Origin of the sequence: Aeromonas sp. s1(2024), from assembly GCF_040908005.1 — a bacterium.
Taxonomy (GTDB): Bacteria; Pseudomonadota; Gammaproteobacteria; order Enterobacterales; family Aeromonadaceae; genus Aeromonas; species Aeromonas caviae.
Genome location: NZ_JBFOCW010000032.1, coordinates 1 through 25,830, shown reverse-complemented (window position 1 = coordinate 25,830; position 25,830 = coordinate 1). Strand labels below are relative to the sequence as shown.

19 protein-coding genes, 2 pseudogenes and 1 riboswitch are annotated in these 25,830 nt (G+C 64.1%); of the genes and pseudogenes, 4 read left to right on the top strand and 17 right to left on the bottom strand.

All coding sequences use genetic code 11. The features are described 5' to 3' along the window. Position 1: 1 nt before the first annotated feature. Genes bcsB through bcsG form a run of 5 tightly spaced genes read right to left on the bottom strand, consistent with a single transcriptional unit; the run spans position 2 to position 7,332 of the window. The gene (gene bcsB / locus AB5Y70_RS07665) at positions 2 to 2,227 is read right to left on the bottom strand and encodes a cellulose biosynthesis cyclic di-GMP-binding regulatory protein BcsB (protein WP_102949196.1); all 2,226 of its coding nucleotides are present in this window, start codon (positions 2,225 to 2,227) and stop codon (positions 2 to 4) included. Continuing rightward, positions 2,224 to 4,791 carry a UDP-forming cellulose synthase catalytic subunit gene (gene bcsA, locus AB5Y70_RS07660; RefSeq protein WP_053288127.1) on the bottom strand — a complete coding sequence of 856 codons (2,568 nt, stop codon included), beginning with the start codon at positions 4,789 to 4,791 and terminating at the stop codon, positions 2,224 to 2,226. The genes bcsB and bcsA overlap by 4 nt, the downstream gene beginning before the upstream one ends. Then, the gene (gene bcsQ / locus AB5Y70_RS07655) at positions 4,788 to 5,450 is read right to left on the bottom strand and encodes a cellulose biosynthesis protein BcsQ (RefSeq protein ID WP_010672843.1); all 663 of its coding nucleotides are present in this window, start codon (positions 5,448 to 5,450) and stop codon (positions 4,788 to 4,790) included. Before bcsQ ends, bcsA begins: the two co-directional genes overlap by 4 nt. Beyond that, positions 5,447 to 5,671 (bottom strand): cellulose biosynthesis protein BcsR, encoded by a 225-nt coding sequence (bcsR, locus tag AB5Y70_RS07650; protein WP_010672842.1) that lies wholly within the window; start codon positions 5,669 to 5,671, stop codon positions 5,447 to 5,449. Before bcsR ends, bcsQ begins: the two co-directional genes overlap by 4 nt. A 14-nt stretch (positions 5,672 to 5,685) precedes the next feature. Then, the gene (gene bcsG, locus AB5Y70_RS07645) at positions 5,686 to 7,332 is read right to left on the bottom strand and encodes a cellulose biosynthesis protein BcsG (RefSeq protein WP_053288126.1); all 1,647 of its coding nucleotides are present in this window, start codon (positions 7,330 to 7,332) and stop codon (positions 5,686 to 5,688) included. A 392-nt stretch (positions 7,333 to 7,724) separates the two neighbouring features. Between bcsG and AB5Y70_RS07640 the strand changes: the two genes are divergently transcribed. Then, a complete protein-coding gene (locus AB5Y70_RS07640; RefSeq protein WP_102949194.1) occupies positions 7,725 to 8,921 on the top strand; it encodes an amino acid aminotransferase in 1,197 nt (398 codons plus the stop codon). Between the two features lie 58 nt (positions 8,922 to 8,979). Beyond that, positions 8,980 to 9,911: pseudogene (locus AB5Y70_RS07635) on the top strand (LysR family transcriptional regulator). 16 nt (positions 9,912 to 9,927) lie between these two features. Here AB5Y70_RS07635 and AB5Y70_RS07630 read toward each other — a convergent pair. The 7 genes from AB5Y70_RS07630 to AB5Y70_RS07600 all read right to left on the bottom strand — a co-directional run bounded on the left by AB5Y70_RS07630 (position 9,928) and on the right by AB5Y70_RS07600 (position 16,802). Further along, entirely contained in the window at positions 9,928 to 10,251 is a 324-nt protein-coding gene (locus AB5Y70_RS07630) for a DUF1820 family protein (protein WP_010672837.1), read from the bottom strand. Between the two features lie 117 nt (positions 10,252 to 10,368). Then, positions 10,369 to 11,217 carry a YjjW family glycine radical enzyme activase gene (locus AB5Y70_RS07625; RefSeq protein ID WP_323929980.1) on the bottom strand — a complete coding sequence of 283 codons (849 nt, stop codon included), beginning with the start codon at positions 11,215 to 11,217 and terminating at the stop codon, positions 10,369 to 10,371. A 37-nt stretch (positions 11,218 to 11,254) separates the two neighbouring features. Further along, positions 11,255 to 12,781, bottom strand: a complete 1,527-nt coding sequence (locus AB5Y70_RS07620; RefSeq protein WP_368175985.1) for a YjjI family glycine radical enzyme — start codon at positions 12,779 to 12,781, stop codon at positions 11,255 to 11,257. A 122-nt stretch (positions 12,782 to 12,903) separates the two neighbouring features. Beyond that, complete coding sequence (locus tag AB5Y70_RS07615) at positions 12,904 to 13,239, bottom strand: AzlD domain-containing protein (RefSeq protein ID WP_010672834.1); 336 nt, start codon at positions 13,237 to 13,239, stop codon at positions 12,904 to 12,906. 2 nt (positions 13,240 to 13,241) lie between these two features. Next, the gene (locus AB5Y70_RS07610) at positions 13,242 to 13,955 is read right to left on the bottom strand and encodes an AzlC family ABC transporter permease (protein ID WP_049635962.1); all 714 of its coding nucleotides are present in this window, start codon (positions 13,953 to 13,955) and stop codon (positions 13,242 to 13,244) included. A 121-nt stretch (positions 13,956 to 14,076) separates the two neighbouring features. Then, entirely contained in the window at positions 14,077 to 14,553 is a 477-nt protein-coding gene (locus AB5Y70_RS07605; RefSeq protein ID WP_029313677.1) for a murein L,D-transpeptidase family protein, read from the bottom strand. Between the two features lie 398 nt (positions 14,554 to 14,951). Next, a complete protein-coding gene (locus tag AB5Y70_RS07600) occupies positions 14,952 to 16,802 on the bottom strand; it encodes a M3 family metallopeptidase (protein WP_368175984.1) in 1,851 nt (616 codons plus the stop codon). A gap of 295 nt (positions 16,803 to 17,097) precedes the next feature. Between AB5Y70_RS07600 and AB5Y70_RS07595 the strand changes: the two are divergent. Together AB5Y70_RS07595 and gbpA are read left to right on the top strand one after the other, a co-directional pair. Beyond that, positions 17,098 to 18,777: pseudogene (locus AB5Y70_RS07595) on the top strand (methyl-accepting chemotaxis protein). A gap of 229 nt (positions 18,778 to 19,006) precedes the next feature. Continuing rightward, a riboswitch (cyclic di-GMP riboswitch) is annotated at positions 19,007 to 19,092 on the top strand. 60 nt (positions 19,093 to 19,152) lie between these two features. Beyond that, entirely contained in the window at positions 19,153 to 20,574 is a 1,422-nt protein-coding gene (gene gbpA, locus AB5Y70_RS07590; RefSeq protein WP_368175983.1) for an N-acetylglucosamine-binding protein GbpA, read from the top strand. Between the two features lie 111 nt (positions 20,575 to 20,685). Here gbpA and cbl read toward each other — a convergent pair whose 3' ends face one another. The 5 genes from cbl to AB5Y70_RS07565 all read right to left on the bottom strand — a co-directional run bounded on the left by cbl (position 20,686) and on the right by AB5Y70_RS07565 (position 25,759). After that, on the bottom strand, positions 20,686 to 21,633 hold the full coding sequence (gene cbl, locus AB5Y70_RS07585; protein WP_010672828.1) for an HTH-type transcriptional regulator Cbl: 948 nt from the start codon (positions 21,631 to 21,633) through the stop codon (positions 20,686 to 20,688). A 116-nt stretch (positions 21,634 to 21,749) separates the two neighbouring features. Further along, positions 21,750 to 22,817, bottom strand: a complete 1,068-nt coding sequence (locus AB5Y70_RS07580) for a sulfate/molybdate ABC transporter ATP-binding protein (RefSeq protein WP_010672827.1) — start codon at positions 22,815 to 22,817, stop codon at positions 21,750 to 21,752. A gap of 31 nt (positions 22,818 to 22,848) precedes the next feature. Continuing rightward, a complete protein-coding gene (cysW, locus tag AB5Y70_RS07575) occupies positions 22,849 to 23,742 on the bottom strand; it encodes a sulfate ABC transporter permease subunit CysW (RefSeq protein WP_111896591.1) in 894 nt (297 codons plus the stop codon). Next, positions 23,739 to 24,578 carry a sulfate ABC transporter permease subunit CysT gene (gene cysT, locus AB5Y70_RS07570; protein WP_102949187.1) on the bottom strand — a complete coding sequence of 280 codons (840 nt, stop codon included), beginning with the start codon at positions 24,576 to 24,578 and terminating at the stop codon, positions 23,739 to 23,741. Before cysT ends, cysW begins: the two co-directional genes overlap by 4 nt. A gap of 93 nt (positions 24,579 to 24,671) precedes the next feature. Beyond that, positions 24,672 to 25,759 (bottom strand): IS3-like element ISKpn10 family transposase gene (locus tag AB5Y70_RS07565; RefSeq protein ID WP_099368947.1). Its coding sequence is split into 2 segments (ribosomal slippage): positions 24,672 to 25,507 and positions 25,507 to 25,759, totalling 1,089 coding nucleotides; the frame shifts between segments, so codons are not numbered across the junction. Between the last annotated feature and the right edge of the window lie 71 nt (positions 25,760 to 25,830).

Sequence of the window (25,830 nt, the reverse complement as noted above, 5' to 3'; positions counted from 1 at the left end):
CTTAATCTTCCTTCAGACGGCGGCGGCTGGCACTGGCAAGCAGCACCCGCAGGCCCCAGCCCAGTACCAGCATGCAGAGCAGGGTCAGCCCGGCAAGACGCACCGGATAACGAGCAAACAGTTGCCAGAGACGCTCCCACCACGGCAGGTAGCCCACCTCGTAGCGATCCCCCACCACCAGGCTCTTCACCCCGGATTCCCGGATGATGGCCACCGAGCCCGCCACCTGATCGCGCAGGGTACGGGTCTGCAGAGCCTCATTGAGCAATGTGACCCCCGCCGGTCCATCCGCCAGCAAGGCCACCAGGCTGCGCTGATCATGGGTCGGCGATTGCAGCCCCAGGATGACGGCGATGGCCCGGTTGCCCGTCATGCCCACCCGGGCCTGGGGCTGGCGATCGGCCATGGTGTGCAGCAGATCCCCCTTGTGCTGGCGGGTTGGCTCGTTGACCCAGCTGCGCGTGGATTGCAGCAGGGCGTCGGGAGCCAGATCCCCTCGAAACTCCTCCGGCAGGGTGCCGATGAGCAGGGTATCCCGATCCGCGGTGCGCGCCCGCTCCCAGTCGTCCAGAACCTGCAGGGAGAGCGCCGGATACCCGGTCTCGGCCCCGATGGCACCGACGGCATCGAGCAAGGTGGTGATCTGCCCGGGATGGGGTCTGGCTGGCATGACAATCTGGGTGTCGGCGAGATCCGCCATCCTGCTGAACGGGAAGCCGGCATAGGCGAACGCCTTGAGATCGGGCATCTCGATGAAGTGGCGATAGCCGGTGAAGTCGATGGTGGAGCCCTCGTCGATGCGCACCTGATGGGCTGGCGGCATCACCAGGTCGCAACGGCCATCCTCCGTTCCTCCCATGTATTGCTGGGCATACTCGAACGAGAAGCTCAGGCTGTTGGCCTGGGTGGTCTTGAGCCCGGGCATGCGCAGCGCCATGGTGTCGCCATCGTCGGCAAACCAGAGCGGCAGGGTCAGCAACCGCTCACTCTTGATCTCGCCGGGCTCGAGCGTGAACGACTTCATGAGCTGGCCGTTGACCCCCACATCCAACCGGGAACCGTCGCGCAGGGTGGGCGAGGTGTGTTGATACTTCAGCTCCGTCCTGATGCCGTTCTCCCCCAGCAGATAGAGATCTGGCGGCAGGCGCAGCGTCAGGCTCATGGGCCACAGCGTGCGCCCCGTTGCCTGCAACTGGCCCGGGTACTCCGTCAGTTCATCAAAGCGCATCTTGCGATCCAGTCGCACCCAGTTCGGGGCATCGTAGGGCTGACGCGGGGAGAGCGGCTTCACCTCGTCCACCATGACGCTCTGGCCACGCAGCATGACATCGCCTCGCGCCAGCCCCTGCACCGCCGTCAGCAGGTCCTGCTGATCCCGCCCCAGGATCAGCAGCAGCTTCACATAGGGGTTGTCGGGGGAGCTGATCATGTCGATGGTGGGCCCCTTCACCTCGGGATAGTCCACCAGGAAATCGGGGCGCGCGTCATTGGTGGCAAAGATCACGGCGTTGCGATCCGGCAACTGGTTGATGAGCACAGGGAAATGCTGGCCCCGCCACTGGGCCTTGGTTCCGAACCAGGAGGCCAGCACCGCCGCCGCCTGCTGCTGCTCCGGGGGCACTGAGCCCGTGAACACCATGGGCAGAGTCAGCTTGCCATTGTCCCGCACGTCGAGGAACGGCATGGGGAAGAAGGAGAGTTCGTTGCGCACCGGCAGGGTCTGCAACTGCAGGGTCAGCTTGCTGTCCCGGTTGACGTTGAGCCAGAGGGTATCGCTCGCCGGGTTCTCGCACACTTTCCGATAGTGGCCGACGAAGCTCACCTTGAGGCGGTTGAAATCCTTGGCATAGCGGGGATCCAGCTCGATGCTGGCATGGGTCATCGTCCCCATCTGATCCTGGTTGAGGGCCGTCACCCCCATCAGCTCGTCATTGAGATAGACCTTGACCTGGGAGATGAGCGGCAGCAGGGAGGGCGATGGCGTGAAGTTCAGGTCCAGGGTGGCCCGGGTCACCACCTCGTCCCGCCGTACGGTGAAGTCGGCCAGTCCGTCTGGCGCATTGCCGCGCAGGGAGAGGGTGCCTGGCGATGATGCCATCTGTTCGAAGCTCATCCCCTGGGTGCGCACCGGAGCGGGAACGGGCGGCAGGGGGCCGACGGCCTCGGCGGCGGTCGCACCCTGAGCCATCAGCAGGAGAGGAATAAGGTAGCGTTGTGGTTTCATCATCCTTTCACTGTCTGTGAGGTCGGAGTCCCGGCCCGGAAATCTGGGGAGACGCGACGGGGAACGAAGGAGAGGAGCCAGCGAGCCAGCTTCTCGAGGAGGATACAAACAAAGCCGATGGGTGAGGTACGGGCCAGACGCCAGTAAGCCCCCCAGCCGAGCAGGGTAATGTCGAGCAGGCTGTGGAGGGGGCGATCCTTGCCCAGACGCTGCTGCCACAGGGACCAGGTATCGGCCCGGGCGAAGGTGCACTGGATGAACTCGACATGCTGCGCCTGCGCCATGGGCTCCAGCTCCAGTCCCAGCTTGCAGCCGAACACCCGCTGCACCTTGGCGGCGAACGCCTGCTCCCGCTGGTCATGGCGCAGCAGCAACCAGACCCTCTCCTTGTCGGCCAGGGGCAGGGGCGCCTCGAGCAGCACCCCGACCCCCCCGTTGGAGTAATCCCTGACGGTACAGGGGTAGAGGTGACCGTTCGCCAGCCTGATGGCCGCCGGCATCACCATCTCCACCCTGGGATTGGCACGGACCTGGCGCGACTCGAAGGCCACCGCCAGGGCGCCGCCCAGTATGGTCATGTTGTAGAGGGTCCAGATCATGCTGAGGATCAGGGTCGGCACCTCGTCGGCAGGGCCGGTGCCGATGCGCCAGAGGCCGAACCCCAACCCGCACAGATTGAGCAGGATCAACAGCAGATAGGGGCGGGAGACCGACAGATCGAGGAACACCTCCTCCGTCATCCCCCCCTTGGCAGTCACGTTGAACGTCCCCTTGTGGGGAGCAAAGAGCGCCACCGTGGTCGGCCTGGCGATGTACCAGGCCAGCACCGTCTCATAGACCTCGCCCCAGAAGGAGTGGCGCACCTTGCCCTGCAACCGGGAGTTGGTCAGGGCGCTGTGGAAGATGTGCGGCAACATGTAGAGGGCGATGGCCGCCGCCGGGGCATAGATGATGTAGGCGTGCAGGATCAGGAAGGCGAGCGGCGCCGTCAGGAAGATGAGCCTCGGTATGCCCGAGAGGAAATGCAGCATGGCATTGAAGTAGCACAGCCGCTGCCCCAGCTTGAGCCCCTTGCCGAAGAGGGGGTTGTCCAGACGCAGGATCTGCACCATGCCGCGCGCCCACCGGATGCGCTGACCGATGTGGGCAGAGAGGCTTTCGGTGGCCAGCCCCGCCGCCAGCGGGATCCGGATATAGGCCGAGGTGTAGCCGAGGCGGTGCAGCCGCAGGGAGGTGTGGGCATCCTCGGTGACCGTCTCCACCGCGATGCCGCCGATCTCGTCAAGGGCGGTGCGCTTGATGACGGCGCAAGAGCCGCAGAAGAAGCTGGCGTCCCACATGTCGTTGCCATCCTGCACCAGGCCGTAGAAGAGAGCCCCCTCGTTCGGCATCTTGCGAAACCGTTGCAGGTTGTGTTCGAACGGATCGGCGGAGAAGAAGTGGTGGGGGGTCTGGACCACGCCCAGACGGGGATCCCGGTAGAACCAGCCCACCGTCATCTGCAGGAAAGAGCGGGTCGGCAGGTGGTCACAGTCGAAGATGGCGACCAGATCCCCGGTGGCCATCTTGAGGGCGTGATTGATGTTGCCCGCCTTGGCGTGCTCATGGGTCGACCGGGCCACATAGCGGATCCCGGCCTCCTCGGCGAAGTCGCGAAACGCCGCCCGCCCCCCGTCGTCAAGCAGCCAGATGGTCAGCTTGTCGGCGGGCCAGTCGAGCCCCATGGCGGCGTAGACAGTCCCCTTCACGATGGCGAGATCCTCGTTGTAGGTGGGGATCATCAGATCCACGCTGGGCCACTGGGCCGGATCCGTCGGCAGTTGTGCCGGAGGGCGGTGCAGGGGCCATGCGGTCTGCCAGTAGCCGAGCAGCAGCACCAGCCAGGCATAGGTCTCGGCGGCCAGCAGCAGCAGGCCGCAGGCCAGGCTGACGGGGTCGAACCAGTCGAGGGTCGAGGTGTAGCGCCACCAGATGTAGCGGCAGGAGATGGTGAGGGAGAGCACCATCATCATCAGCATGGGATAACGGCCCGGCACGGCGCGCAGGATGAAGGCCATGGCCGCCAGCAGGAGGACGAACACCAGCTGCGCCTGCAGGGTGAACGGCTGGGTGACGCAGAGCAGGGAGAGGCTCCCGGCCACCACGCAGAGCAGCACGCTCTTCCAGCGTGCCTCGCGGGGCGTGGCCCTGGCGGCGGCCAGCCCTTTCTCCTCCTGACGGGCCAGGAAGGCCCCGAGAGTCTGAGTGCCCCGGTGCCAGAGCCGTTGCCAGGAGGCAGGCCAGCGCAGAGGGATGGGCTGTGGGCGACGCACTATCATCCAGAGGCTCTGCAACAGAACGCGCAGGGGATCCCCCACCCGGGGGTGCGTCAGCTGGGGATAGAGCCCCCGGGCATGGCCCAGCACCCATTGCCAACCATGACGCTCGAGGGGGAAGATAACCCAGGCCAGCAGCCAGCCCAGGGTCAATGCGGCTGCCCCCGGGCGGGAAGCCCCCCGCTCGCGCAGTGCGCGATAGCGCTGCGAGCACCAGAGGCCCGCAGCCGGCGTCAGCAGCCGCACTCTCATCGGGGCGCCTCCCCCTCTGCCAGACACCAGGTCGCCAGGGCGGCCAGCTCGTGGGCAACCAGACTGGTGGGGGCATAGCGGCCGACCGGCAGCTTGGCGGCCATGGCCTCCGCCATGGCTTCGTCCCTGTGCAGATGAAGATTGAGCAGAGGGAGCCCCCCTGCCAGCCAGAGATCCAGCAGCCCCTGCTGCAGGGCCCGCTGGCTGGAGAACTGGGTCACCAGCAGACGCTCATCGGCCGCCCAGGGGTGGCGGTGAAGCCGCACATGGCAGTTGGCATCCGCATTGACCACCAGCAAGCGCCTGCAGGGGATGACGGGGGCCATGCCCAGGGGCAGATCCAGCAGCACCAGATCATAGCCATCGATCCCCGCCAGCCACTCGGCCGACGCCCCCTCCCCCCCGCCATGGGAGAGCAGATCCAGTCCCTCCTCCCGGCGGTGAAGCGCACCTCGCCACTCCCGCGCCGGCTGGGTCAGCCGGCTCCAGCCTCCCGGATCGTCATGGGGCAGGCCAAGGTGGATGCCAAGCTGGTTGTCCGGGCAGAGATCCACCGCCAGCACCCTTGCCCCCTGCTCATGGGCAGCCTGGGCCAGTCCGGCCACGATGGCGGTGGTCCCCACACCTCCCCGGATCCCCTGCAGGGCGATCACCTTCATGCAGACCTCCCCTCGCCAGTCCCCTCGGGCCCTTTCACTGCCACCTCCGCCAGCAGGGGGAAGCGTGCGCACAAGGCGGCGAGCCGCTCCCTGGCGGCAATATCCTGATAGGAGAGGCTGACACCAAAGGCCTGCTGGACCATGGCCACGTCATTGATCACCGTGCCCTCCACCGGGACGCCGAAGGGGGTCTGCATGTCTGATTGCCGTTCGCTGCGCATCGTCACTTCCGGTCTCATTGGGGATTGGGGACCCAGTCCCCCTGCCCCAGCTTGATGTGGTACTTGCCCTGATATTCGATCACCACCGAGCCCTGGTTCTCGGACACCGACGGGGTCTGCGGCAGATCGCCCAGCAGGGCATCCCAATCAATGGTCTCGCTCCCGAACACATCCTTCCCCACCAGCCTGGAGACCAGTTCTGATACCGCCAGGAAGCTGCTGGGGGTGTCCACGTTGCGGGTCGCCTCGTGGGGCGCCTTGGTACCGAGCAGGGCAACCCCCACCGGCACCAGGGTGATGCTCGGGCTGGGAATGTCCCGCAGCCCGGCCATCTGCATCTTGTCGCCGGTGAGAGCGGCGCCGTGCTCAGGCACCATCACCACGGCCACCTTGCGGCCGGATTGCTCCAGCGTCGTCATGAAGTCGTCCAGCTGATCCAGCAGGGTCTTGAGCCTCTCCTTGTAGGGCGCTATCTGGCGGCTCGCCACATAACGGTTGCCATCGTGCAGGGCGATGAGGTTGAAGAAGGTGACGTTGCGTGCCGCCTGACTCTGTGTCCGCTCGTTCAGCCAGCGGCCGAACAGGGCATCCCCGCGATAGATGGGCTCGCCATCGAAGGAGGCGAGATCATGGGCCAGCCCCTTCTTGTCCATGGGGGTCACATCCAGCCCGGCATACTGCTGCAGGCCGGTCAGGTAATTGCCAAAATCCCCCGAGTGATCCATGGCCACCTGTTTGGCAAAGCCGAGCTGGGCAAGGTTCTCGAACAGCAGACACTGCTTCGGCGCCGTCACATAGAGCCCCTGGTGGCTGGTCTGCCCGCAACTGGCCCGCAGCAGGCGAATGGAGCTTGGGCCGCTGTAGGAGGTGGCGGAGTTGAAGCGGTTGAAGCGAATGTCGAAGTGGGACCAGACCGGATGCCCGCTCAGGCCGCTCGCCTCCACGTCATGCCAGGCCAGGGAGCAGACATTGATGATGAGCACATCGAAGGGGGTCGCCTGGGCTGGCAGGCTCTCCGGGAAGTGCACCAGTCTCTCCTGCTCCTCCCGATAGAAGCCATCGAGATAGGCGTTGAGGTTCTCGTTGGTCGGCGGGGCACTCTGGTCAAGCTGCTCCTCCATGGGCAGCACTGAAGAGCGGGTCTCCTCCCGGGACGTGTTCAGGGCATGCTCGCTCGCCCCCTTGCTGCTCGCGAAGGGATTGTTCACCTGGGGCGAGACCCAGAGCCAGAGCAGCGCCAGCAGGATCCAGGGGGTGAAGCGCAGCCACTGGGCGATGAACAGATAGAGTGTCAGCAGCACGAACCCCGCGCCGACCATCTCCCAATTGATGAAACGCCCGAGCAACTCCGCCCAGTAATCCAGGGTGAAGGAGAAGACCTGGCTGCCCTGGGCACGAATGCTCTCTATCCCCGGCAACCAGGTATCGTGATAGAAGATCCCCGCCCCCACCGGCAACGCCAGCCAGTGCCGCGCACGGCGCCACCCGGCCCTTGGCAGGGGAAAGATCAGGAAGGCGGCAAACACCAGGTTGATCAGGGGGTGGAAGTTGAGATATCCCCCCCAGAGCAGGGCGAACTTGGCAAGAAAATAGACATTCCAGCCACCCAGGCCATGCCAGTCCAGCCAGGGAGAATCGGCATCAGAAACGTGTCGGGTCATCGGCGATGAGTCACCTGTTATCGTGGGCCCCCCGAAGGGGCCGGGCACACTGCAATGGTTGTCAAAAGAATAGCCTGACTATTATGCAACTATTAATTTGTCTCAGGTGGCGCTGAACCTGACTCCCCCGGATGGGTGTAAGGGGAATGAGAGGGGCCGTATGTATCCATATATTATCCAAACGATCCCGATAAGGCAGCCTTCTCTGACAAAATGGGGGGAACGTGCAGACGGGATGCAGGATCCTGACAAGGGCCCCGCGCTTACCACTGCGACAGACTTTGTCAGCCCTGTCGCCATCTCGAACAACTTGAGGCCACCTCTGGATTGCGCCATCATATCGGCCCGGCTGATGGCCGGCCGAATTGGACAGTCAACTTCAAGGACCCCCCATGTTTGAACACGTCGATGCCTATGCTGGCGACCCCATACTGACGCTAGTCGAGACCTTCCATAAAGATACCCGCGAGCAGAAGGTGAACCTGGGGATTGGCCTCTATTACGACGAGCAGGGCCGCATTCCGCTGCTGCCGTCGGTGCAGCAGGCCGAAGCGCAGCGCGCCGCCGCCCCGGCCCCGCGCCCCTACCAGCCGATGGAAGGCGCCGCCAACTACCGCACTGCGGTGCAGCACCTGCTGTTTGGCGCCGAGCACGAAGCGGTCAAGGCGGGTCGCATCGCCACCATCCAGACCATCGGCGGCTCCGGCGCCCTGAAGATCGGTGCCGATCTGCTCAAGCGCTACTTCCCGACCTCCGAGGTGTGGGTCAGCAATCCCACCTGGGACAACCACAAGGCGATGTTCGAGGGGGCCGGCATCAAGGTGCACGACTACCCCTATTACGATGCGGCCACCGGCGGCGTGCAGTTCGACGCCATGATCGACTGCCTGAGCAGCCTGCCTGCGAAAAGCATCGTGCTGCTGCACCCCTGCTGCCACAACCCGACCGGGGTGGATCTCTCCCGTGCCCAGTGGGACCAGGTGATCGCCCTGGTGGTCGAGAAGAACCTGATCCCCTTCATGGACATCGCCTATCAGGGCTTCGGTGACGGGCTGGAAGAGGACGCCTATGCCATCCGCGCCATGGTGGCCGCCGGTGTCAGCTTCTTCGTCAGCAACTCCTTCTCCAAGAACCTCTCCTTCTACGGCGAGCGCTGCGGCGGCCTGTCGGTCATCTGCCAGGATGCCGAAGAGGCGAGCCGGGTGCTGGGCCAGATGAAGGCCACCGTGCGCCGCAACTACTCCAGCCCCCCCACCCACGGCGGCCAGATCACCGCGGCGGTGATGAGCCAGCCCGAACTGCACGCCATGTGGGTCGGTGAGGTGACCGAGATGCGCACCCGCATCAAGGCCATGCGCCAGAAGCTGTTCGAGGTGCTGAGTGCCAAGGTGCCGGGCCGCGACTTCAGTTACTTCATCAACCAGCGCGGCATGTTCAGCTACACCGGCTTCACGCCGGAGCAGGTGGACAGACTGCGCGAAGAGTTCGCCGTCTACCTGGTGCGCTCCGGTCGCATGTGCGTGGCGGGCCTCAACAGCCGCAACGTCGACTACGTGGCCGACGCCATGGCCGCCGTGCTCAAGGGCTAAGCCCGCAAGCCCCGCTCAGGCGGGGCTTTTCATTTGTCCCCTTGCCCGTGGAACCGTGATGGATCTCATTGCCCTCTCCCGCCTCGGCGGTCGCCACCTGGTGACCCTGCATCTGCTGCTCGACACCCTCAGTGTCACCCGCAGCGCCGAGCGCCTCTGCACCACCCCCTCCACCGTCAGCAAGACCCTCAACCAGTTGCGCGAACTGCTGGGGGATCAACTGCTCTACCGCCAGGGCAATCAGTTGCAGCTGACCCCGTTTGCCGAACGCCTCGGCCCGACGCTGCGCCGCCTGCTGGGGGAGCTCAACGGCCTCACCAGCCAGGAAGGATTTGCCCCTGCCAACTGGCAGGGGGAGCTGAACCTGGCGATGCGGGAGAGCAGCATGATCTGGCCCATGGGGGCCGTACTGGGTCAGTTGATGCAGGAGGTGCCGGGGCTGATGCCGTCGTGCGTAACAAGGACGAGCAGGGACTGGCTGCTCTGGCGGCGGGCAAGCTCGACTTCGTGATCCTGCCCCACGATCAGAGCCAGCCCGGGGTCAATCAGTCCGGCCTCGTCTGGGAAACCTTGCGGGAGGACGAGCTGGTCTGCCTGATGCGCGCGGATCATCCGGCGTTGATGCGCCCCTGGGATCTCGATGCCTACCTGAGCTGGCGCCACATCGCCATTCGCGATCAGGAGCTGGCCGATCCCTTCTTCGAGCAGAGTCTGGCCCAGCGCCAGGTACGGCGCAGACTGGGGGCCACCCTGCCGGATTTTGGCAGCGCCGCCGCCCTGCTGCGCCAGAGCGCTCTCATTCTCACGGCCGTGAAGGGCTGGGCTACCCGGGCTTGTACCCAGGGGCTGGTGAGCCGCCCCGTTCCCTTCGATTACGGCGCCGTGACCCACAGCCTGGTGTGGTATGGCCCCCTGGGGGAAGATCCCGCCCTGCGCTGGTTCCGTCAGCGCATCCTGCAACTGGCCCGGGAGCTGGACGCCCCACAATGATACCTGGCGGCAGGACTCAGGGCTTCTTGGTATAGATGGGGCCTGGGAAAGAGGTGACGTTGTTGCCCAGTTCGGTGATGCGGGCGGCCCCCTGCTTGCGCACCTGATCGACCCGCAGCACGTGGTGCATGGGAATAAGGGTGCGGGTGACGTCGGCAAATTCGCTCTTCAGCTTCTCGTGGCTGGGGTCGACGATGAGCGCCGTGTGGTTGTCCCACACGAAGTGGGCGATCTCGATGAAGCCGAACAGCTGGCCCTGATTCACCTCTCTTACATAGACTTCGTAACGCTCGCTGTGACAAATGAACTGCACTCGATAAAGGGCGTTGGATTCACTCATGGGTATCTGTTGGTGATGGACGGTTTGCCCATTCTAGCCGCCCCCTCGGACAGCCCCTATAGACAGAGTTCACAGTTGCGTCATATCGGGTCACAGCATCCCGACGTGCCGCAGAGCTCAGATCGCTGGCAGCATCACAGACCCAAACCCCTTGGCCTTCAATGCGTTGGCCAGCACAGTCAGGTCAGCCGACCCGGCTTCTGGCCATGACAGCGCCTCCCCTCGCACCCCGTGGTGGCGAAAGCCGTTGAGGCGGATGGGCACGGGCCCGAGGGCACGCAAGAAGGCGGCAAGCCCTGCCTCCAGCGTGCCGTCGGCGGCGAGATAATCGCTCTGCCCCGGTACCTGCAGCAGGCGCACCTCCGCCAGCTTGCCCGCCTGCGCCAGCAGTTGCAGCGACGCCAGCACCCGCTCGCGGCCATAGCCGGTCAGCGAGTGATGCACAGAGTCGCGCCACCCCTTGAGATCGATCATGGCGCCGTCCAGCACAGGCAACAGCCGCTGCCAACCCGTTTCCCCCAGGGATCCGTTGCTGTCGAGCAGGCAGGTGAGACGGGCCAGATCTGGCGCAGCCTTGATGGCCGTGAACAGGGCGATCACGAAGGGCAACTGGGTGGTCGCCTCCCCGCCGGAGACGGTGATGCCGGTGAGCAGCGGGCCATAACGGCGCAGCAGGGCCAGCACCTCGGCCACCGACATCTGGCGCGTCTTGGGGCTGGCGTGGCGAGGGCAGACATCGAGGCAACGGTCGCAGTGGGTACAGAGCTCGGCTTGCCAGCTCACCCGCCCCTCCTGCATCGCCAGGGCTCCGCCCGGGCAACCGGGCACGCAGTCACCGCAGTGATCGCACAGCCCCATGGTGTGGGGGTTGTGGCAGCCGGAGCAGCGGAAGTTGCAGCCCTGCAAAAACAGCACCAGCCGGTTGCCGGGGCCGTCCACGCAGGAGAAGGGCAGCCAGCGGCTCACCGTCGCCCTGAACTCGGCCCCCTTCTGCCTGCCGTTCTCAGTGCTCATTCAAGAGGGTCTCGATGGCCACCACCCGCGGTGCCCGCTGGCGGATCCCGGTCAGCTCGCTCGCCTCGGCGCCGAGGCAGGTGGTCTGCAGCCGCGAGCCTTCTGCCGCGAAGCGGGCCACATCGCGCTTGCGGATCATGTAGCCGGTCACTCGCACCAGATCGCTGTCCGCCACGTTGGCACTGAATTCGCGCATGCCGAGGGCGAAGGCCCCCTTGCAGAGTTGCAGCAGCGCCTGCGGGTTCTGGCGTATGGTGGGATCCAGGGTCAGGATCTCGCTGATCCCGGAGTGATAAAAGCCGTGGTGGGGCGCCAGGGCCAGCAGGTGACTGGCGGGATCCGGCTCCTCGCCATAGGGGATCCGTACCCCCGGGGTCACGCCCCTGTCCACGCTGAGTCCCCCTTGGGTGTGGAGCAGGGCGCGGCCGCCCCAGGCATGGGTCTGGCCCCTCCTGGCCACCCACTCGGAGAGGCGGGCAGAGATGCGATAGCCAAGCTGGTTGGCCTCATCGTCATGGCCATAGCGCCACGGCAAGCCTCCCTTTTCCATCAGCAGGTTCACCGCCTCAGCCATGCCAAAGATGCCGAACATGGGGACGAAGCGCGTCTCCTCGATCAGCCCCTCCTCCACCAGGAAGCTGTCGAAGAAACCCGACTCCCGGTGCAGGAAGGCGGCACGCGCCTCGATGAGCCGCGAGGCCTGCTCGCAATAGTGAGGCAGTGTGCGCGCCATGAAATCCTCAACCCCTGCGCTCTGCCCGGCCACGCCCTTGAGGGAAAGGCGCACCAGGGTATTGGCACCGCCCCCCAGGGGCAGGGCATTGTAGCAACTGACGATGCCAAAGCCGCGTTCGTCGAAGGTGTCCCTGTGCAGCGGATAGTTGACGATGTGGGGCTTGCTGCAGGCCGAGATGTTCTCGACCCCTTGCAGCAACAGGCTGTCCGGAGTCTGCACCGGGTCGTGGAACAGACTGAGATTCGGCGCCACCTGCTGGAGTTCCCTGTCGATGCGCAGGATCAGCCGGCAGATCCGGTTGTCGTCGGGGCCGATGTTGACGTGCATGAAGGCATCCGGCAGCACCCGATCCAGATAGATCCAGAAGGCCTTCAGCTTGCGATGGAGCGTTTCATCATCCAGCTCACCGACGAAGGGCAGCAGCAGGTGATCGAGGCGCCCCAGCCAGACCGGCATGCTGGTGACGGAGGGCACGTGGTGGTAGAGGATGCGCAGGGCATCGAGGGCCTCGTCGAAGTCACGCGGTGGCGCCAGCTCCAGCCAGGCCGAGCCCTGTCGCAAAAACCGCGCGTAATCCGGCAGCACATAGCGCGGCTTGTGGGGAGCGTGCCCCTCGAACATGTCGCACAGCACCCCTTGCGTCATCGCCTCGGCGACGTCGGCGGGCAACTCGGGATAGGGCAGCGCGTTTTCAGCGGCGAGCGCCAGGGCGTGGCTCTTCTGGGCCGGTGACAGCAGGGGGTCGCGCACGATGCGCTGGCAGGTTTCGGTGAAGGACATGGTTCACTCCGTGGCGGGTGGAACCAAAATCCTCACACTTGGGAGGCCTTTTTTGAAGTGACATTCCCAACAGGGCGGATATCCCATCAAGACATCCGCCATGCCGGATCACGGTACGCCCTTCACCAGGGCCAGAACAGGGCCACCCCCCCCAGCCAGCGCAGCAGGAAGAAGCCCCCCATGCCGACGACCACCACCACCAGGGTAGGCAGGCGCAGCAGGGTCAGCACCGTCACCAGCAGGGTGGCGGCCAGGTAGTCCGGATCCCAGTCCAGCCCGTGGCCGGGCTCATAGCTGAAGACGATGGGCAGCCAGATGGCGGTCAGCACCGACTGGGCCGAGAAGCTGAGGAAAGCCCCCATCTCGGCCCCCGGCTGATAGCGGGTCAACCGCGAGAAGAAGGCAAAACGGTTGAAGAAAGTGATCAGGGCCAGCAGCCCTATCATAAGCCAGCCCATGATCACCTCCTCATCCGGTGCAGCACATAGCCCACCACCATGCCGGCCAGGGCCGAGACGATGATGTGGATCTCCGCCAGCAGCGGCTTGGTGACGAGCGCCGTCCCGCCGCTCACCAGAGTGGCCGCCACCATGGGCAGGTTCTTCATGGCGGGGAGCGTCATGGCGATAAAGGTGGCGGCGATGGCAAAGTCGAGCCCCATCTTGTCCAACCCGTCAATGTACTGGCCAGCGGCGATGCCGAGCAGGGTCGCCAGGTTCCAGAACAGATAGAAGACAAAGCCCGCAATGAGCGCATAGGCGGGATTGAAGGCACCGCTGCGCTCCCTGTCTTTCAGCGCCACCGCAAACATCTCGTCGGTCAGGAAGAAGGCGAGGCTGGCCCGCCAGCGCAGGGAGAGCGGCAGCACGTCGCGCCGGAAGGTGAAGCCATAGAGCAGATGCTGGGAGGTGATCACCATGGTGGAGCCCATGATGGGCAGCAGCGGCGTCCCCGCCCCGAACAAGGTGGTGGCCGAGAGCTGGGCCGCCCCCGCATAGACCAGCAGCGACATCAGCTGTGCCTGGAGCGGGCTCATACCCGCCTGAAGCGCCAGGGCGCCACACAGTATTCCCCAGGGGATGACGGAAATGGAGAGCGGGAGCATATCCAGGGTGGCACGCCACCAGAGCGCCCCCGTGCGCTCGGGCACAGGGAGGCGGGTTTCCGACATCATGGGATCATCCTTGTCACAACCAATGCGAACCGGAAAAACTAGCACGGCGCAGGAGGCAGTGTCACGTCATGGTCTGCGACAAATGCAACGCCCGCATGAGAGCGGGCGTTGGCAGACAGGATCAGGGCTCGATGATGATGGGAGTGCCGGGCTCGATGGCGTTCCAGATCTCGTCCATCTCGTGGTTCAGCACCGCGATGCAGCCATTGGTCCAGTTGGACGGCTGCACCCTGCGATCCCCCAGGCTGTTGCGCTGGCCGTGGATCATGATCATGCCGCCCGGGTTCACACCCAGCTCGTTGGCGCGCTTGATGTCGTCCAGATTCGGGTAGTTGATGTGAATGGCCTTGTAGAAACCGGAGTTGCTCTTCTTGTAGTCCAGGGTATAGCGACCTTCCGGGGTACGCTGATCCCCTTCACGCTGCTTGTGTCCCTTGGGAGCCGGGCCCAGGGCAATCCAGTAGCGCTTCACTTCCTTGCCATCCTTCATCAGGGTCAGGCTGTAACTCGACTTCTTCACCACCACCATATCGGCGGACAGAGTGGCAAAACTCAACGCGGGCCACAGCCCCAGCAAACACAGCAATACGGCTCTCACTATCCATCCCTCTGCGAGCCTTCTGGGCTCTCTTGTTAGCAAATCATCTGAATGCCGCCACCCTCTGGTGGCGAGCGAGCGCCATGATATGGGATCGCCGTGAATACTCAATATATCGGGAGAAACATATCTGTGGCCAGCAGGGGGAAATGGCCGTCAACCCGCCATGCAGACACCCTGCCAAGGGTAGGGCGTCGCCTATTGCCCGCAACCGGGCGCCTCAGCGCAGGTCGTCAAGGCCTAGAAGATGGCGCAGGAAGAAAAACCAGCGGGCAGCGCCGTCAAGGACACTTGAGCCTGTCCACCAGCCAATCCAAGGCTGGCGCCATGGGGTCAGGTCATCTCAACCCACAAAAAAGAGCCCCTGATGGGGCTCTTTTCATGGTGCGACACAGGGCTCAGGCCAGGGTCACTGGTTCAGCGGTCTCAAGGCGCCGGATCCAGGCCTCGAACTCTGCCAGCATGCGCGCCTCGGACTCGCTGTTGTCGGCGATGAGCTCGGCCCCGTGTACCACCCGGATATGGGCGTCGAGGGGCGTTCCCTCCCCTGCCGGTGGGCGCTGCCGCGCGGCCGCCATGCATGCTTGCGCCTGTTGCCACGCCTCGGCGGCACTCCGGTTGCACGCCTCTGCCAGCGGCACCGCACTGAACCCCTCGCCGGTGAGGCTCTGCAGTGTCTCGTCGTGGGTCATGCCGTTGCCCGGTCCCCAGTAGTGGGCGGCCAGATCCGGCCCGATGCGCGGGTTGTCGGTGAGATAGCCGTCGCGCCTCAGGAAATAGGCGCGGGTCTGCTCCACCGCCATCAGCGCCAGCAGATAGCCGTGATAGGCGCAGGCCGACTCCTGGTTCAGAAGGTGCGGGATGGCCAGCAGCGGGCGCGGGCTATCCACCCCCAGGATCTTGCGCTCCCACCTGCGGGCCAGGGCCAGCACGGCTGCCGGGGTGCGCTCGTTCTCTGTCATGGCATAGAGATCCCGCTCGAAGTAGGCCACCAGCGCGATCTGGCGCTCGTTGAAGGCGCGAAATGGCTGGCGCGCTTCAATCATGGCCTGGATAAGCGCATCGGGGATGGGTTCTCCCGCCGCGTTTCTGGCGTAGCGCTTGAGCCAGTCCGCGTCGTCCAGCAGGCTGTCGCAGAACATGGACTGGGTCTCGGCATAGGCCATGGAGGTGGGCGGAAACTCCTGGGAGAAGCAGGGGGCGTTGCCGGTGACGTTGGCAAAGTGCGCCGCGTGGCCTCCCTCGTGGAACAGGGTGTTAAGCCCGCTCCAGCCGCTGCCCACCTGGGCCGGATTGGCCAGGCTGGTGAAATTGACCACCGCCGGCACCCACTCCCCTTCCTGCCAGAAGCTCGGCACCGGGCCGTGACAGAAGCCGTTCTCGTATTTTCCCTCCCGGGTCAGCAGATCCAGGGTGAGGGTAGCACCGCGGTACTGGATGCCGAGCCGGCGGAAGCTCTCGACCCAATCCTTCAGCGCCCGGGAGAAGGGCACGTAAGGGTCGAGCTGGCGGGTCACGTCACCACTCACGCTGTAGCGCAGGTTGTGGGACAGCAGGGCTGCTTCCCCCTTGGCCGCTTTCAGCTCCGCCAGACTCTGGTGCAAGCGGGCATCGGTGCGGGCGATGAAGTCGTCGAGAATGGCAAACAGCTGCTCCGGGCTCATCTGCTCGTTCTTGTGCACCTTGTAATCGAAGTAGTCGCGATAGCCCATGGCACGGGCGAAGCGGTTGCGCAGCGCGACGATGGCCAGATAGCCGTTGTCGACCACCCACTGCTCCAGGGTGTGGAACATGGCGAGCGCGCTCTGGCGCACCGCCTCGTCGCAGCTGGCGGCCAGCGCCGTGCTGGCGGCGGGCAGACTGCCGGGCACCTGGCGGCCCTGCTCGTCCAGCAAGGTGAGCTTCAACCCCTTGCGACGGGTGAAGAGATCCGCCTCGGCGGCCACCAGCTCGTCCATCAGGGCGGAGGCACCGGGATCTTCGATGACGTTGCACTCGAAGAAGGCGATCCAGCCCCCCAGGCCGCGCCTGAGATCCGCCTCTTCGGCCTGGGCATGCATCTCCCGCAGCACCGGCAGGCGGTCAGGATCGGCACAAAATGCCTTGTAGGCCTGTTCGGCCGCGGTGAAGCCTGCCTGATCGTCGCTGGTGCCCATGTAGGTGGACCAGAACAGGTCTTCCTTGCGTCTGTGCACCTGCAGGTAATCGGCATTGAGCTGGTTGAGATAATTCCTGGCAATGGAACTCATAACTTCCCTCTTGTTATGGGGCGACCACGGGGCCGCCCACTCCTTTTTGGTGAAATGCCAACCCATTCACACTTCTTGCAAATTGAGCAGACAAATTGTGCGCCGGGATGCGCGCCATCACGCTATCAAAAGCGAGGGTTTCTGTCTGCTGGCTATACTGGTTGTCAAACTGCTCAATTGGCTGTTTTCCACCGCAACCCATTGAAAGTTAATGATATGTTAAAAATAACAACAATCAGGTACGGCCGGCAGTTCGGCCACAATCAGACCCGCATGGGAAAGTAAGGATAAGACTATGTTCAAGCTCGGTGATATTGCCGTGAGTCGCAAGCTGATGCTGCTGCTCTCACTGGCCCTGGTCGGCTTCATCGCACTGCTGCTCATCTCGGCCAGTGCCCTGCACCGCAATCTGATGAGTGAACGGGAAGCCAGGCTGCAGGCGGTGCTGGACCTGGCCATGAGCCGGATCCAGGCCCTGGCCGCCACCCTCCCCCCGGAGCAGGCCAAGGCACAGGCCAAGGCCATGCTCGACAGCATGCGCTTTGACGGGGACAACTACCTGTTCGTGCTGGATGAAGATCGTCGGGTGGTGGTGCATCCCGCCAAACCCGAGCTGGTCGGCTAGCAGATGGGCAACAACCCTGCCGAGTCCCACTGGCAGCACATGGTGGATCTCGGCAAGGGCGGCCACCAGGGCAGGCTGGAGTATCAGTGGGTCTCCCCGTCCGGCGAGGCGGCCCAGAAGATGTCGCTGGTGACGGGCTACCAGCCCTGGGGCTGGATCCTGGGCTCCGGTGTGTTGTTGCAGGACATTGAGGCCACCATGTGGTCGCAATATGAGTGGATGGGTGGCGCCACCTTGCTGGTGATCCTGTTGATGGGGCTGCTGGGACTCGCCATCAGCCGCTCCATCGTCAGTCCCCTGGCCGAGATCAACAAGGCCATGGCCCGGGTCGCAGCTGGCGATCTGGTGGTCAGCATCCCGGTGCTGGGCAGGGATGAGCTCGGCGCCGTCGCCAGCTCCACCAACCAGGGGCTGGATGCCATCCGCCGCGCCCTGCTGGAGGCGAGCCAGGGGGCCCGCAACGTGGCGGATGCCGCCCTGCGCATCGCCGCCTCCGCCGAACAGACCAACCAGGCGGTCAACAGTCAGCGGGATCAGCTCGCCCAGCTCGCCACCGCCATGAACGAGATGAGCGCCACCATCGCCGACGTGGCGGGTCACGCCGAAAACACGGCCCGTGACACCCAGGATGCCACCAGCGAGGCCGGGCTCGGCAACCAGGATGTCCATGCCAGCGTGCACGGCATCCAGGCGCTGGCCACCGAGGTGGATCAGGCCACCTCGCAGGTCAACCAGCTCAAGGAGGGAGTGATGCAGATAAGCGAGGTGACGGCGGTCATCAGCGCCATCTCGGAGCAGACCAACCTGCTGGCCCTCAACGCCGCCATCGAGGCGGCCCGGGCCGGCGAGCAGGGCCGTGGCTTCGCCGTGGTGGCCGACGAGGTGCGCCAGCTGGCCAGTCGCACCCGCCACTCCACCGAGGAGATCCAGAGTACCATCACCCAGTTGCAGCAACGGGCTGTCACCGCCGCCAACGCCATGGACGCCAGCCGCAAGCTGGCGGAGAGCAGCGTCAACCAGTCCGAGAAGGCGGGGCAGGATCTCTCCCTCATCGTCAATCACATCCAGCACGTGAGCGACATGGCGACCCAGATCGCCACGGCGGCGGAGCAGCAGAGCATGGTGGCGGAAGACATGAACCGCAACGTCAGCGGCATCAACGACTCGGCACTCGAGATGTCCCAGGCGGCCTCCCAGTTGGCCCAGGAGAGCGAACTGCTGGCCGGTCTCTCTCGAAGCCTCGACGAGCGACTGGCGGTGTTCAAGCTGGACAACGCCCAAGCCCAGGACAGGATGATGCGACCGACCCAGGCGTCCTCTTCCCGAGCAGGCATGCAACCCCGCCACTGAGTGGCCCCATGAGCCCCTGCCAGGCTTGCAGGGGCTCCTTTCCTGTCATGGCCACGGGAGCCTCTCTCGGACCACCCTCTCGCACTGAACCAGCGCGCAGATCCCGATGGCGTGATCTGCCGCTGATGCGCTGCTCCGATGAGATGGCACTGTCAATTTTTACACTTAATTTTTTAACAAAATATAGTCATGATGAGTGGTCGCCACAGGCGGCACCATGATCCTTTCTGTAGTCATTTGGCAAACTGGTTGAAAGGCCAGGACGCAAAGCCTCCGGTCTAAAGACAAGCTGTCCAGGATAGCGGGGTTGCAGCACCGTGTTTCGGGGAACTCCCCTGCCAACGTGACTGCCCACATCACCGAACAGAGGAATGTATGGCAGCAAATATCCGACTCACCCATCTCGCGGCAGCGCTGGCGCTGCTGGCCAGTGGCGGCGTGCTCGCTCACGGCTACATCAGCCAGCCCGAAGGGCGCAACTACCTGTGCAAGACAGGGGGCAACAGCCAGTGTGGCGCCATCCAGTGGGAACCCCAGAGCCTGGAAGCCCCCTCCGGCTTCCCCGATGGCGGCCCCGCCGACGGCCAGATAGCCTCGGCCGGTCACCCCCAATTCGGCGAGCTCAACACCCAGACCCTCGATCGCTGGACCAAACGTGAGGTGCAGGCCGGTCCCTTCGCCATCAGCTGGACCTTCACTGCCAACCACGTAACCCGCAACTGGCGCTACTACCTCACCAAGCAGGACTGGAACCCGAACCAGCCACTCACCCGGGATGCGTTCGATCTCAATCCCTTCTGCGTCATCGACGGCAACATGGTGCAGCCCCCCAAACAGGTGACCCATCAGTGCACCCTGCCCCCGCGTACCGGTTATCAGGTCATTCTCGGGGTGTGGGAGGTAGGGGATACCGCCAACAGCTTCTACAACCTGATCGACGCCCGGTTCAAGGATGGCACCCAGCCACCGCTGACCTGGAGCCAGGGCGGCACCATCTACCCTTCCACCGAGCTGGCGGTCGGCGACAAGGCCAGAACCCTGGTGTTCGACGCCGATGGCGTACGCCCTGATCTGCAGACCGAGCTGACCATCGCCAGCACCGAGCAGGGCCAGAAGAACAACTGGGCCCACGCCCTGGCGAGCAAGATCAATGCAGAGCAGAACCAGATCCGGGCCGGCCAGCAAGGCACGGACGGCCAGTTCAACCCCGTCTACGGCCAGAACCCGGTCTACTTCAAGGCGGGCAGCGCACTGGAGCGGGTCGAGATCCAGCTCGAGCAACAGCAGCCGCCGGTGAGCAACGGCGTCAGCGTGAGCGGCCTGGCGAGCGACTACACGCTCGACAACGGCAAGCTCATCCTGACTTTCACCGTCACGGCCCAGGGGGATCTCGCCATCACCAACACCCTCTATGACCACGGCGGTGTCGCCAGGGGACAGAGCAGTGCCGACATCAAGGACGGCAGCCAGAGTTTCTCCATGGCGCTGACCGGCTTGAGTGCAGGCCACCATCAGCTGGTGATCGAGGGCAAACCCAAGGCCGGTGGCGATGCGGTGCAGCAGACTCTGGATCTGATGCTCAAGGATCCGGCCGCTGGCGGTGACTACCAGTTCACCTTCCCGGACGGGCTCAAGTCCTACACCGCCGGAACCCGGGTACTGCAGCCGAAGAACGGCAAGGTCTATCAGTGCAAACCCTTCCCCTACAGCGGCTGGTGCAGCCAGTGGGCGAGCACGGCCACCCAGTATGAACCGGGCGTAGGCTCCCACTGGCAGGAGGCCTGGACAGCGCAGTGATGGGACGTATCCGACCTGGCGGGAACCCGCTCGGCGTTTCCCGTGCCAGATCAGGTCAACATCAAACAAACGGGGAGCCCATGGCTCCCCGTTTTTCATCCACCCCTCGGTTCAAATCTGGTAATCGAGCAGGGGCTCGTTGCTCATGGCGCGGGCCTGGATCTCCGCCAGCGCCAGCTCGGGGTTGCAGAGCTGGATGAACTGCCAGGCAAAGTTGTGCTGGAACTGCCCCTGCTTGAGGCCGATCCAGGCGGTGTGCGGCGCAAACAACCGACTGCCGTCCAGTTGCACCAGCCCCTTGTCCCGCTGGGAATCGAACGCCATGTCCGCCAGTATGCCCACCCCCATCTCCAGCTCGACATAGGTCTTGATGACGTCTGAGTCCTGGGCGGTCAGCAGGATCTGCGGCACTATGCCCGCCTCGGCAAAGGCATCATCCACCCGTGCCCGACCGGTGAGGCCGGCCTGATAGGTGACGATGGGCCAGTGGGCCAGAGCGGCCAGGGTCAGCTCCCGCTCGGCGGTGAGGGGGTGCTGCTCCGGCACGACGATATTGTGGTGCCAGCGGTAGTAGGGAAAGGCCACCACCCCTTCGCTCTTGTCGAGCTGCTCGCTGCTGATGCCGATGTCCACCTCACCGGTCTGCACCAGCCGCACTATCTCCTCCGGGCTCCCCTGACGCAGCTCCAGCTGTACCAGGGGAAATTGCTCCCGAAACGCCTTCACTACCCTCGGCAGGGCATAACGGGCCTGGGTATGAGTGGTCGCGATGAGCAGCCGGCCCGAGTCGCGATTGGCAAAGGTGCTCGCCAGTTTGCGGATGTTGTCGGCATCCCCCAGGATACGCTCGGCGATCACCAGCAACTCCTTGCCCGGCTCGGTCATGCCGAGCAGACGCTTGCCATAGCGAATGAAAAGGGCGAGCCCCAGCTCCTCCTCCAACTCGCGAATGTGGCGGCTGACCCCGGACTGGGAAGTAAAGAGGGCATTGGCCACGTCGGTCAGGTTGTAATCCCGCCGTGCCGCCTCCCGAATGATTCGCAATTGCTGAAAGTTCACCTCATCGCCTCCTGCGCTGAGTGGCGGTGGCTCGTGCCACCGTCCTCTTGTTATGGATTGCCGGGATCATGGCCCGGCAGCAAGCCTGACAGAGGGCCGCACCTCGCGGCTTGCCCTCAGATCTGGTAGTCGGGATAGAGCTGTGCCTGCCTGGCCACCAGACGCACCCCCTGGCCGGGGGCAAAGGCCCGGGCGGCCTCCTTGCTCAGTTCGGCCTCGTAGTGGGCGCCTCCCGTCTCCCCATCGCCACGCAGTTCCACCCGGATGCGCGGCCCCATGGGCAGCAGGCGGGTAATGGTGGCGCGAATGCCACCGGGGGCATCCGAGGGCAGGATCTCCAGCTCGTGGGGGCGCACATAGGCGATGGCCGCACTCCCTTCTGCCAGATGGGAGGGGATGGGGCCACCCAGTTGCTGTTCACCGATGCCGAGCCCCTGCCCGGCCACCCTGCCACGAAACAGGTTTACGCTGCCAAGGAAGCTGTGCACGAAGGCACTGGCGGGCTGATCATACACTTCGGCAGGGGTGCCAATCTGCTCTACCTTGCCGGCGTTCATCAGCACCACCCGATCCGCCACCTCCAGGGCCTCTTCCTGATCGTGGGTCACGAACAGACTGGTGACATGCAGCTCGTCGTGAAGCTCACGCAGCCAGCGGCGCAGCTCCTTGCGCACCTGGGCATCGAGGGCGCCGAAAGGCTCGTCCAGCAGCAGCACCTTAGGCTGCACCGCCAGGGCCCGGGCCAGGGCGACCCGCTGGCGTTGACCACCGGAGAGCTGGGTCGGGTAGCGTGCCGCGACGTGGCTGAGCTGCACCAGATCCAGCAGCTCCTTGACCCGGGTGCGGATGGCCGCCTCGTCCGGGCGTTCGCTGCGCGGTTTGACCCTCAGGCCAAAGGCCACGTTCTCGAATACCGTCATGTGGCGAAACAGGGCGTAGTGCTGGAACACGAAGCCAACGTTGCGCTCGCGCACATGGAGATCCGAGGCATCCTCGCCGCGGATGATGACGCTGCCACTGTCCGCCTGCTCCAGCCCGGCGATGATCCGCAGCAAGGTGGTCTTGCCGCAGCCGGAGGGGCCGAGCAGGGCGACCAGCTCACCGTCGTGAAAATCGAGGTTGATGTCGGCCAGCGCCGCGTACTGATTGAAATGCTTGTTGAGCCCTTGAACCTGAATGCTCATGAATGCCTCTCCTATAACCGTTAATTCGGGATCAATGGGACTGGGTCGGTTGGCCGCGCAGCCTGGCCAGCAGGGTCTCACCCAGCAGGGTGAAGATCCCGAACAGCGCCAGCAGGCTGGCCACCGCGAAGGCGGCACCGGTCTGGTACTCGTTGTAAAGGATCTCGATGTGCAGCGGCAGCGTGTTGGTCTGGCCGCGAATGTGGCCGGAAACCACGGAGACAGCGCCAAACTCCCCCACCGCCCGGGCGGTACAGAGCAGCAGGCCATACATCAGACTCCAGCGGATGCCGGGCAGGGTCACCCGCCAGAACATCTGCAACCCACTCGCCCCCAGCATGATGGCGGCCTCCTCTTCCTCCGGGCCCCGCGCCTCCATCTGGGGCAGCAGCTCGCGTACCACGAAGGGCACAGTGATGAAGGTGGTCGCCAGGATGATCCCCGGGGTAGCGAAAATGATCTTGATGTCGTGCTCGCTGAGCCACTCGCCGAACCAGCCGCGACTGCCGAACAGCAGCACGAACATCAAGCCCGCGATGACCGGCGAGACCGAGAACGGCAGATCGATGAGGGTGATAAGCAGTTGCCGGCCAGGAAAGCGGAACCGGGCGATGGCCCAGGCGGCGGCCAGCCCGAACAGCAGGTTCAGGGGCACCGAGCAGAGCGTCACCAGGGCGGTCAGCCCCAGGGCGCTCAGGGCATCCGGCTCGCTGATGGCGTGCCAGAAGAAGGCCAGACCCGGGCTCAGCGCCTGGATGAAAACGGTGGCCAGCGGCAACAGCAGCAAGGCCGCAAACCAGCCCAGACCGACTGTGACCAGCAGCCATTTGACCCAGACCGGTTCATGGGTCACCGGGGGATGACGCGCCGGGGTGGCCGGAGCGGACTCCTGGGTCTGATCGAGATGTGCAGTAGAGGCGTTCATATACGGCTCCCTCCGATGCGAGCCCAGCTCCAGGCTTGCAACTTGTTGATGAGCAACAGCAGCACAAAGGAAATGAGCAGCATGACGGACGCAATGGCCGATGCACCGGCGTAGTCATACTCCTCCAGGTGACTCATGATCATGAGGGGGGCAATCTCGGACACCATGGGGAGGTTGCCGGCAATGAAGATGACAGAGCCGTACTCCCCCACGCCGCGAGCAAACGCCAGGGCAAAACCGGTGAGCAGCGCAGGTACCAGGGTCGGCCACAGTATCCGGATGAAGGTCTGCCAGCGGTTGGCACCCAGGCTCGCGGCCGCCTCCTCTTGCTCGCTCTCCGCTTCCCGCAGCACCGGCTGCAGGGTCCGCACCACAAAGGGCAGCCCGATAAAGGTCAGGGCAATGACCACCCCTATGGGGTTGTAGGCAAGCTCGATGCCCAGCGGAGCGACCCATTGGCCAATCCAGCCGTTGGGGGCAAAGATGGCGCACAAGGCAATCCCGGAGACGGCAGTCGGCATGGCAAAGGGCAGGTCGATCAGCGCATCCACCAGTCTGCGGCCGGGGAAGGTATAGCGCACCAGTACCCAGGCCAGTATCAGACCGAACAGACTGTTGAGCAGGGCGGCAATGAAGGCGGCGCCAAAGCTCAGGCGAAAGGAGGCGAGCACCCGGGGGGAGCCGATCACCTGCCAGAACTCGGCGGCGCTCAGGTTGTTCACCGCAAACAGCACCAGTGCCGAGAGCGGCAGCAGCACCAGTATGCCCAGATAGAGCAGACTGAAGCCCAGCGTTGGCCCCAGGCCTGGCAGAACGGAATAAGAACTTAATCGCATAACACATCCGTTTGTTATAAATACTTTGGATGTGACGATTTTGCTCACGGCGGCGGTAATCCCCCCATTTTTAGGGGCATTCAAAAGTAGAGGTCATGCGGCCTGTGCCAGACGCTGTTTCGGCGTGTAGCCACCCAGCGCCATATTGGGCCGCTCATGGTTATAAACCCACAGCCAGTTCGTGGCAAACTCCTGTAGTTCATTCAGTGACTCAAACAGGTAATGGCCCAGCCAGTCGTAGCGCACCGTGCGGTTAAAACGTTCGATGTAGGCATTCTGCTGCGGATTTCCTGGCTGGATATAGCCCAGGGTTATCCCCTCCTGTTTCGCCCATCGCTTGAGCTCTTCGCTGATGTATTCCGGGCCATTGTCACATCGGATAATGGCGGGCTTACCTCGCCACGTGATCACCTGCTCCAGCGCCCGTTTGACTCGTGAGGCGGGTAAGGAGAAATCCACCTCGATGCACAGCGCTTCACGATTGAAGTCATCGATCACATTAAACAGCCGCACCGAGCGGCCATCGCTGAGCTGGTCATGCATAAAGTCCATCGACCAGCACTGATTAGGCTGGTCGGGAACCGCCAACGGCTCTGGCTTAGCCCGAACCAACCGTTTCCTGGGTTTTATCCGCAGATTGAGCTCCAGCGCCCGATAGATCCGGTATACCCGTTTGTGATTCCAGCCAAAGCCTTGGACGTTGCGCAGGTACAAAAAGCATAACCCGAAGCCCCAGTTGCGCTGGCTGGCCGTGATACGTAGCAGCCAATCGGCAATTTCCTGGTTTTCATCGACCAGCACGGGCTGATAGCGATAGCAGCTTTCACTGACCTTGAAGATCCGGCAAGCCAGACGGATGGATATGGCGTAGTGAGTCACGGCTTTGGTCGCCATCTCCCGGCGGGCAGATGGCGTTACCACTTTTTTGCCATGGCCTCGGTGATGATCTCTGCCTTGAGGCGCTCCTCGGCGTACATCTTCTTGAGGCGGCGGTTTTCGTCCTCCAGCTCCTTGAGTCGAGCCATGAGGGAGGCATCCATCCCCCCGAATTTGGAACGCCACTTGTAGAAGGTGGTCGTGCTGATGCCATGCTCGCGGCAGAGCTCCGGGACGGGAGCTCCAGCCTCAGCTTGTTTGAGGATGGCGATGATCTGGGTATCGCTAAAGCGTGATGTTTTCATGTAGAACCTCCTGCGTTCAAGGTACGGGAAAATTCTACTTATGAGCACCCTGGTTTTTCGGGGGGATTACC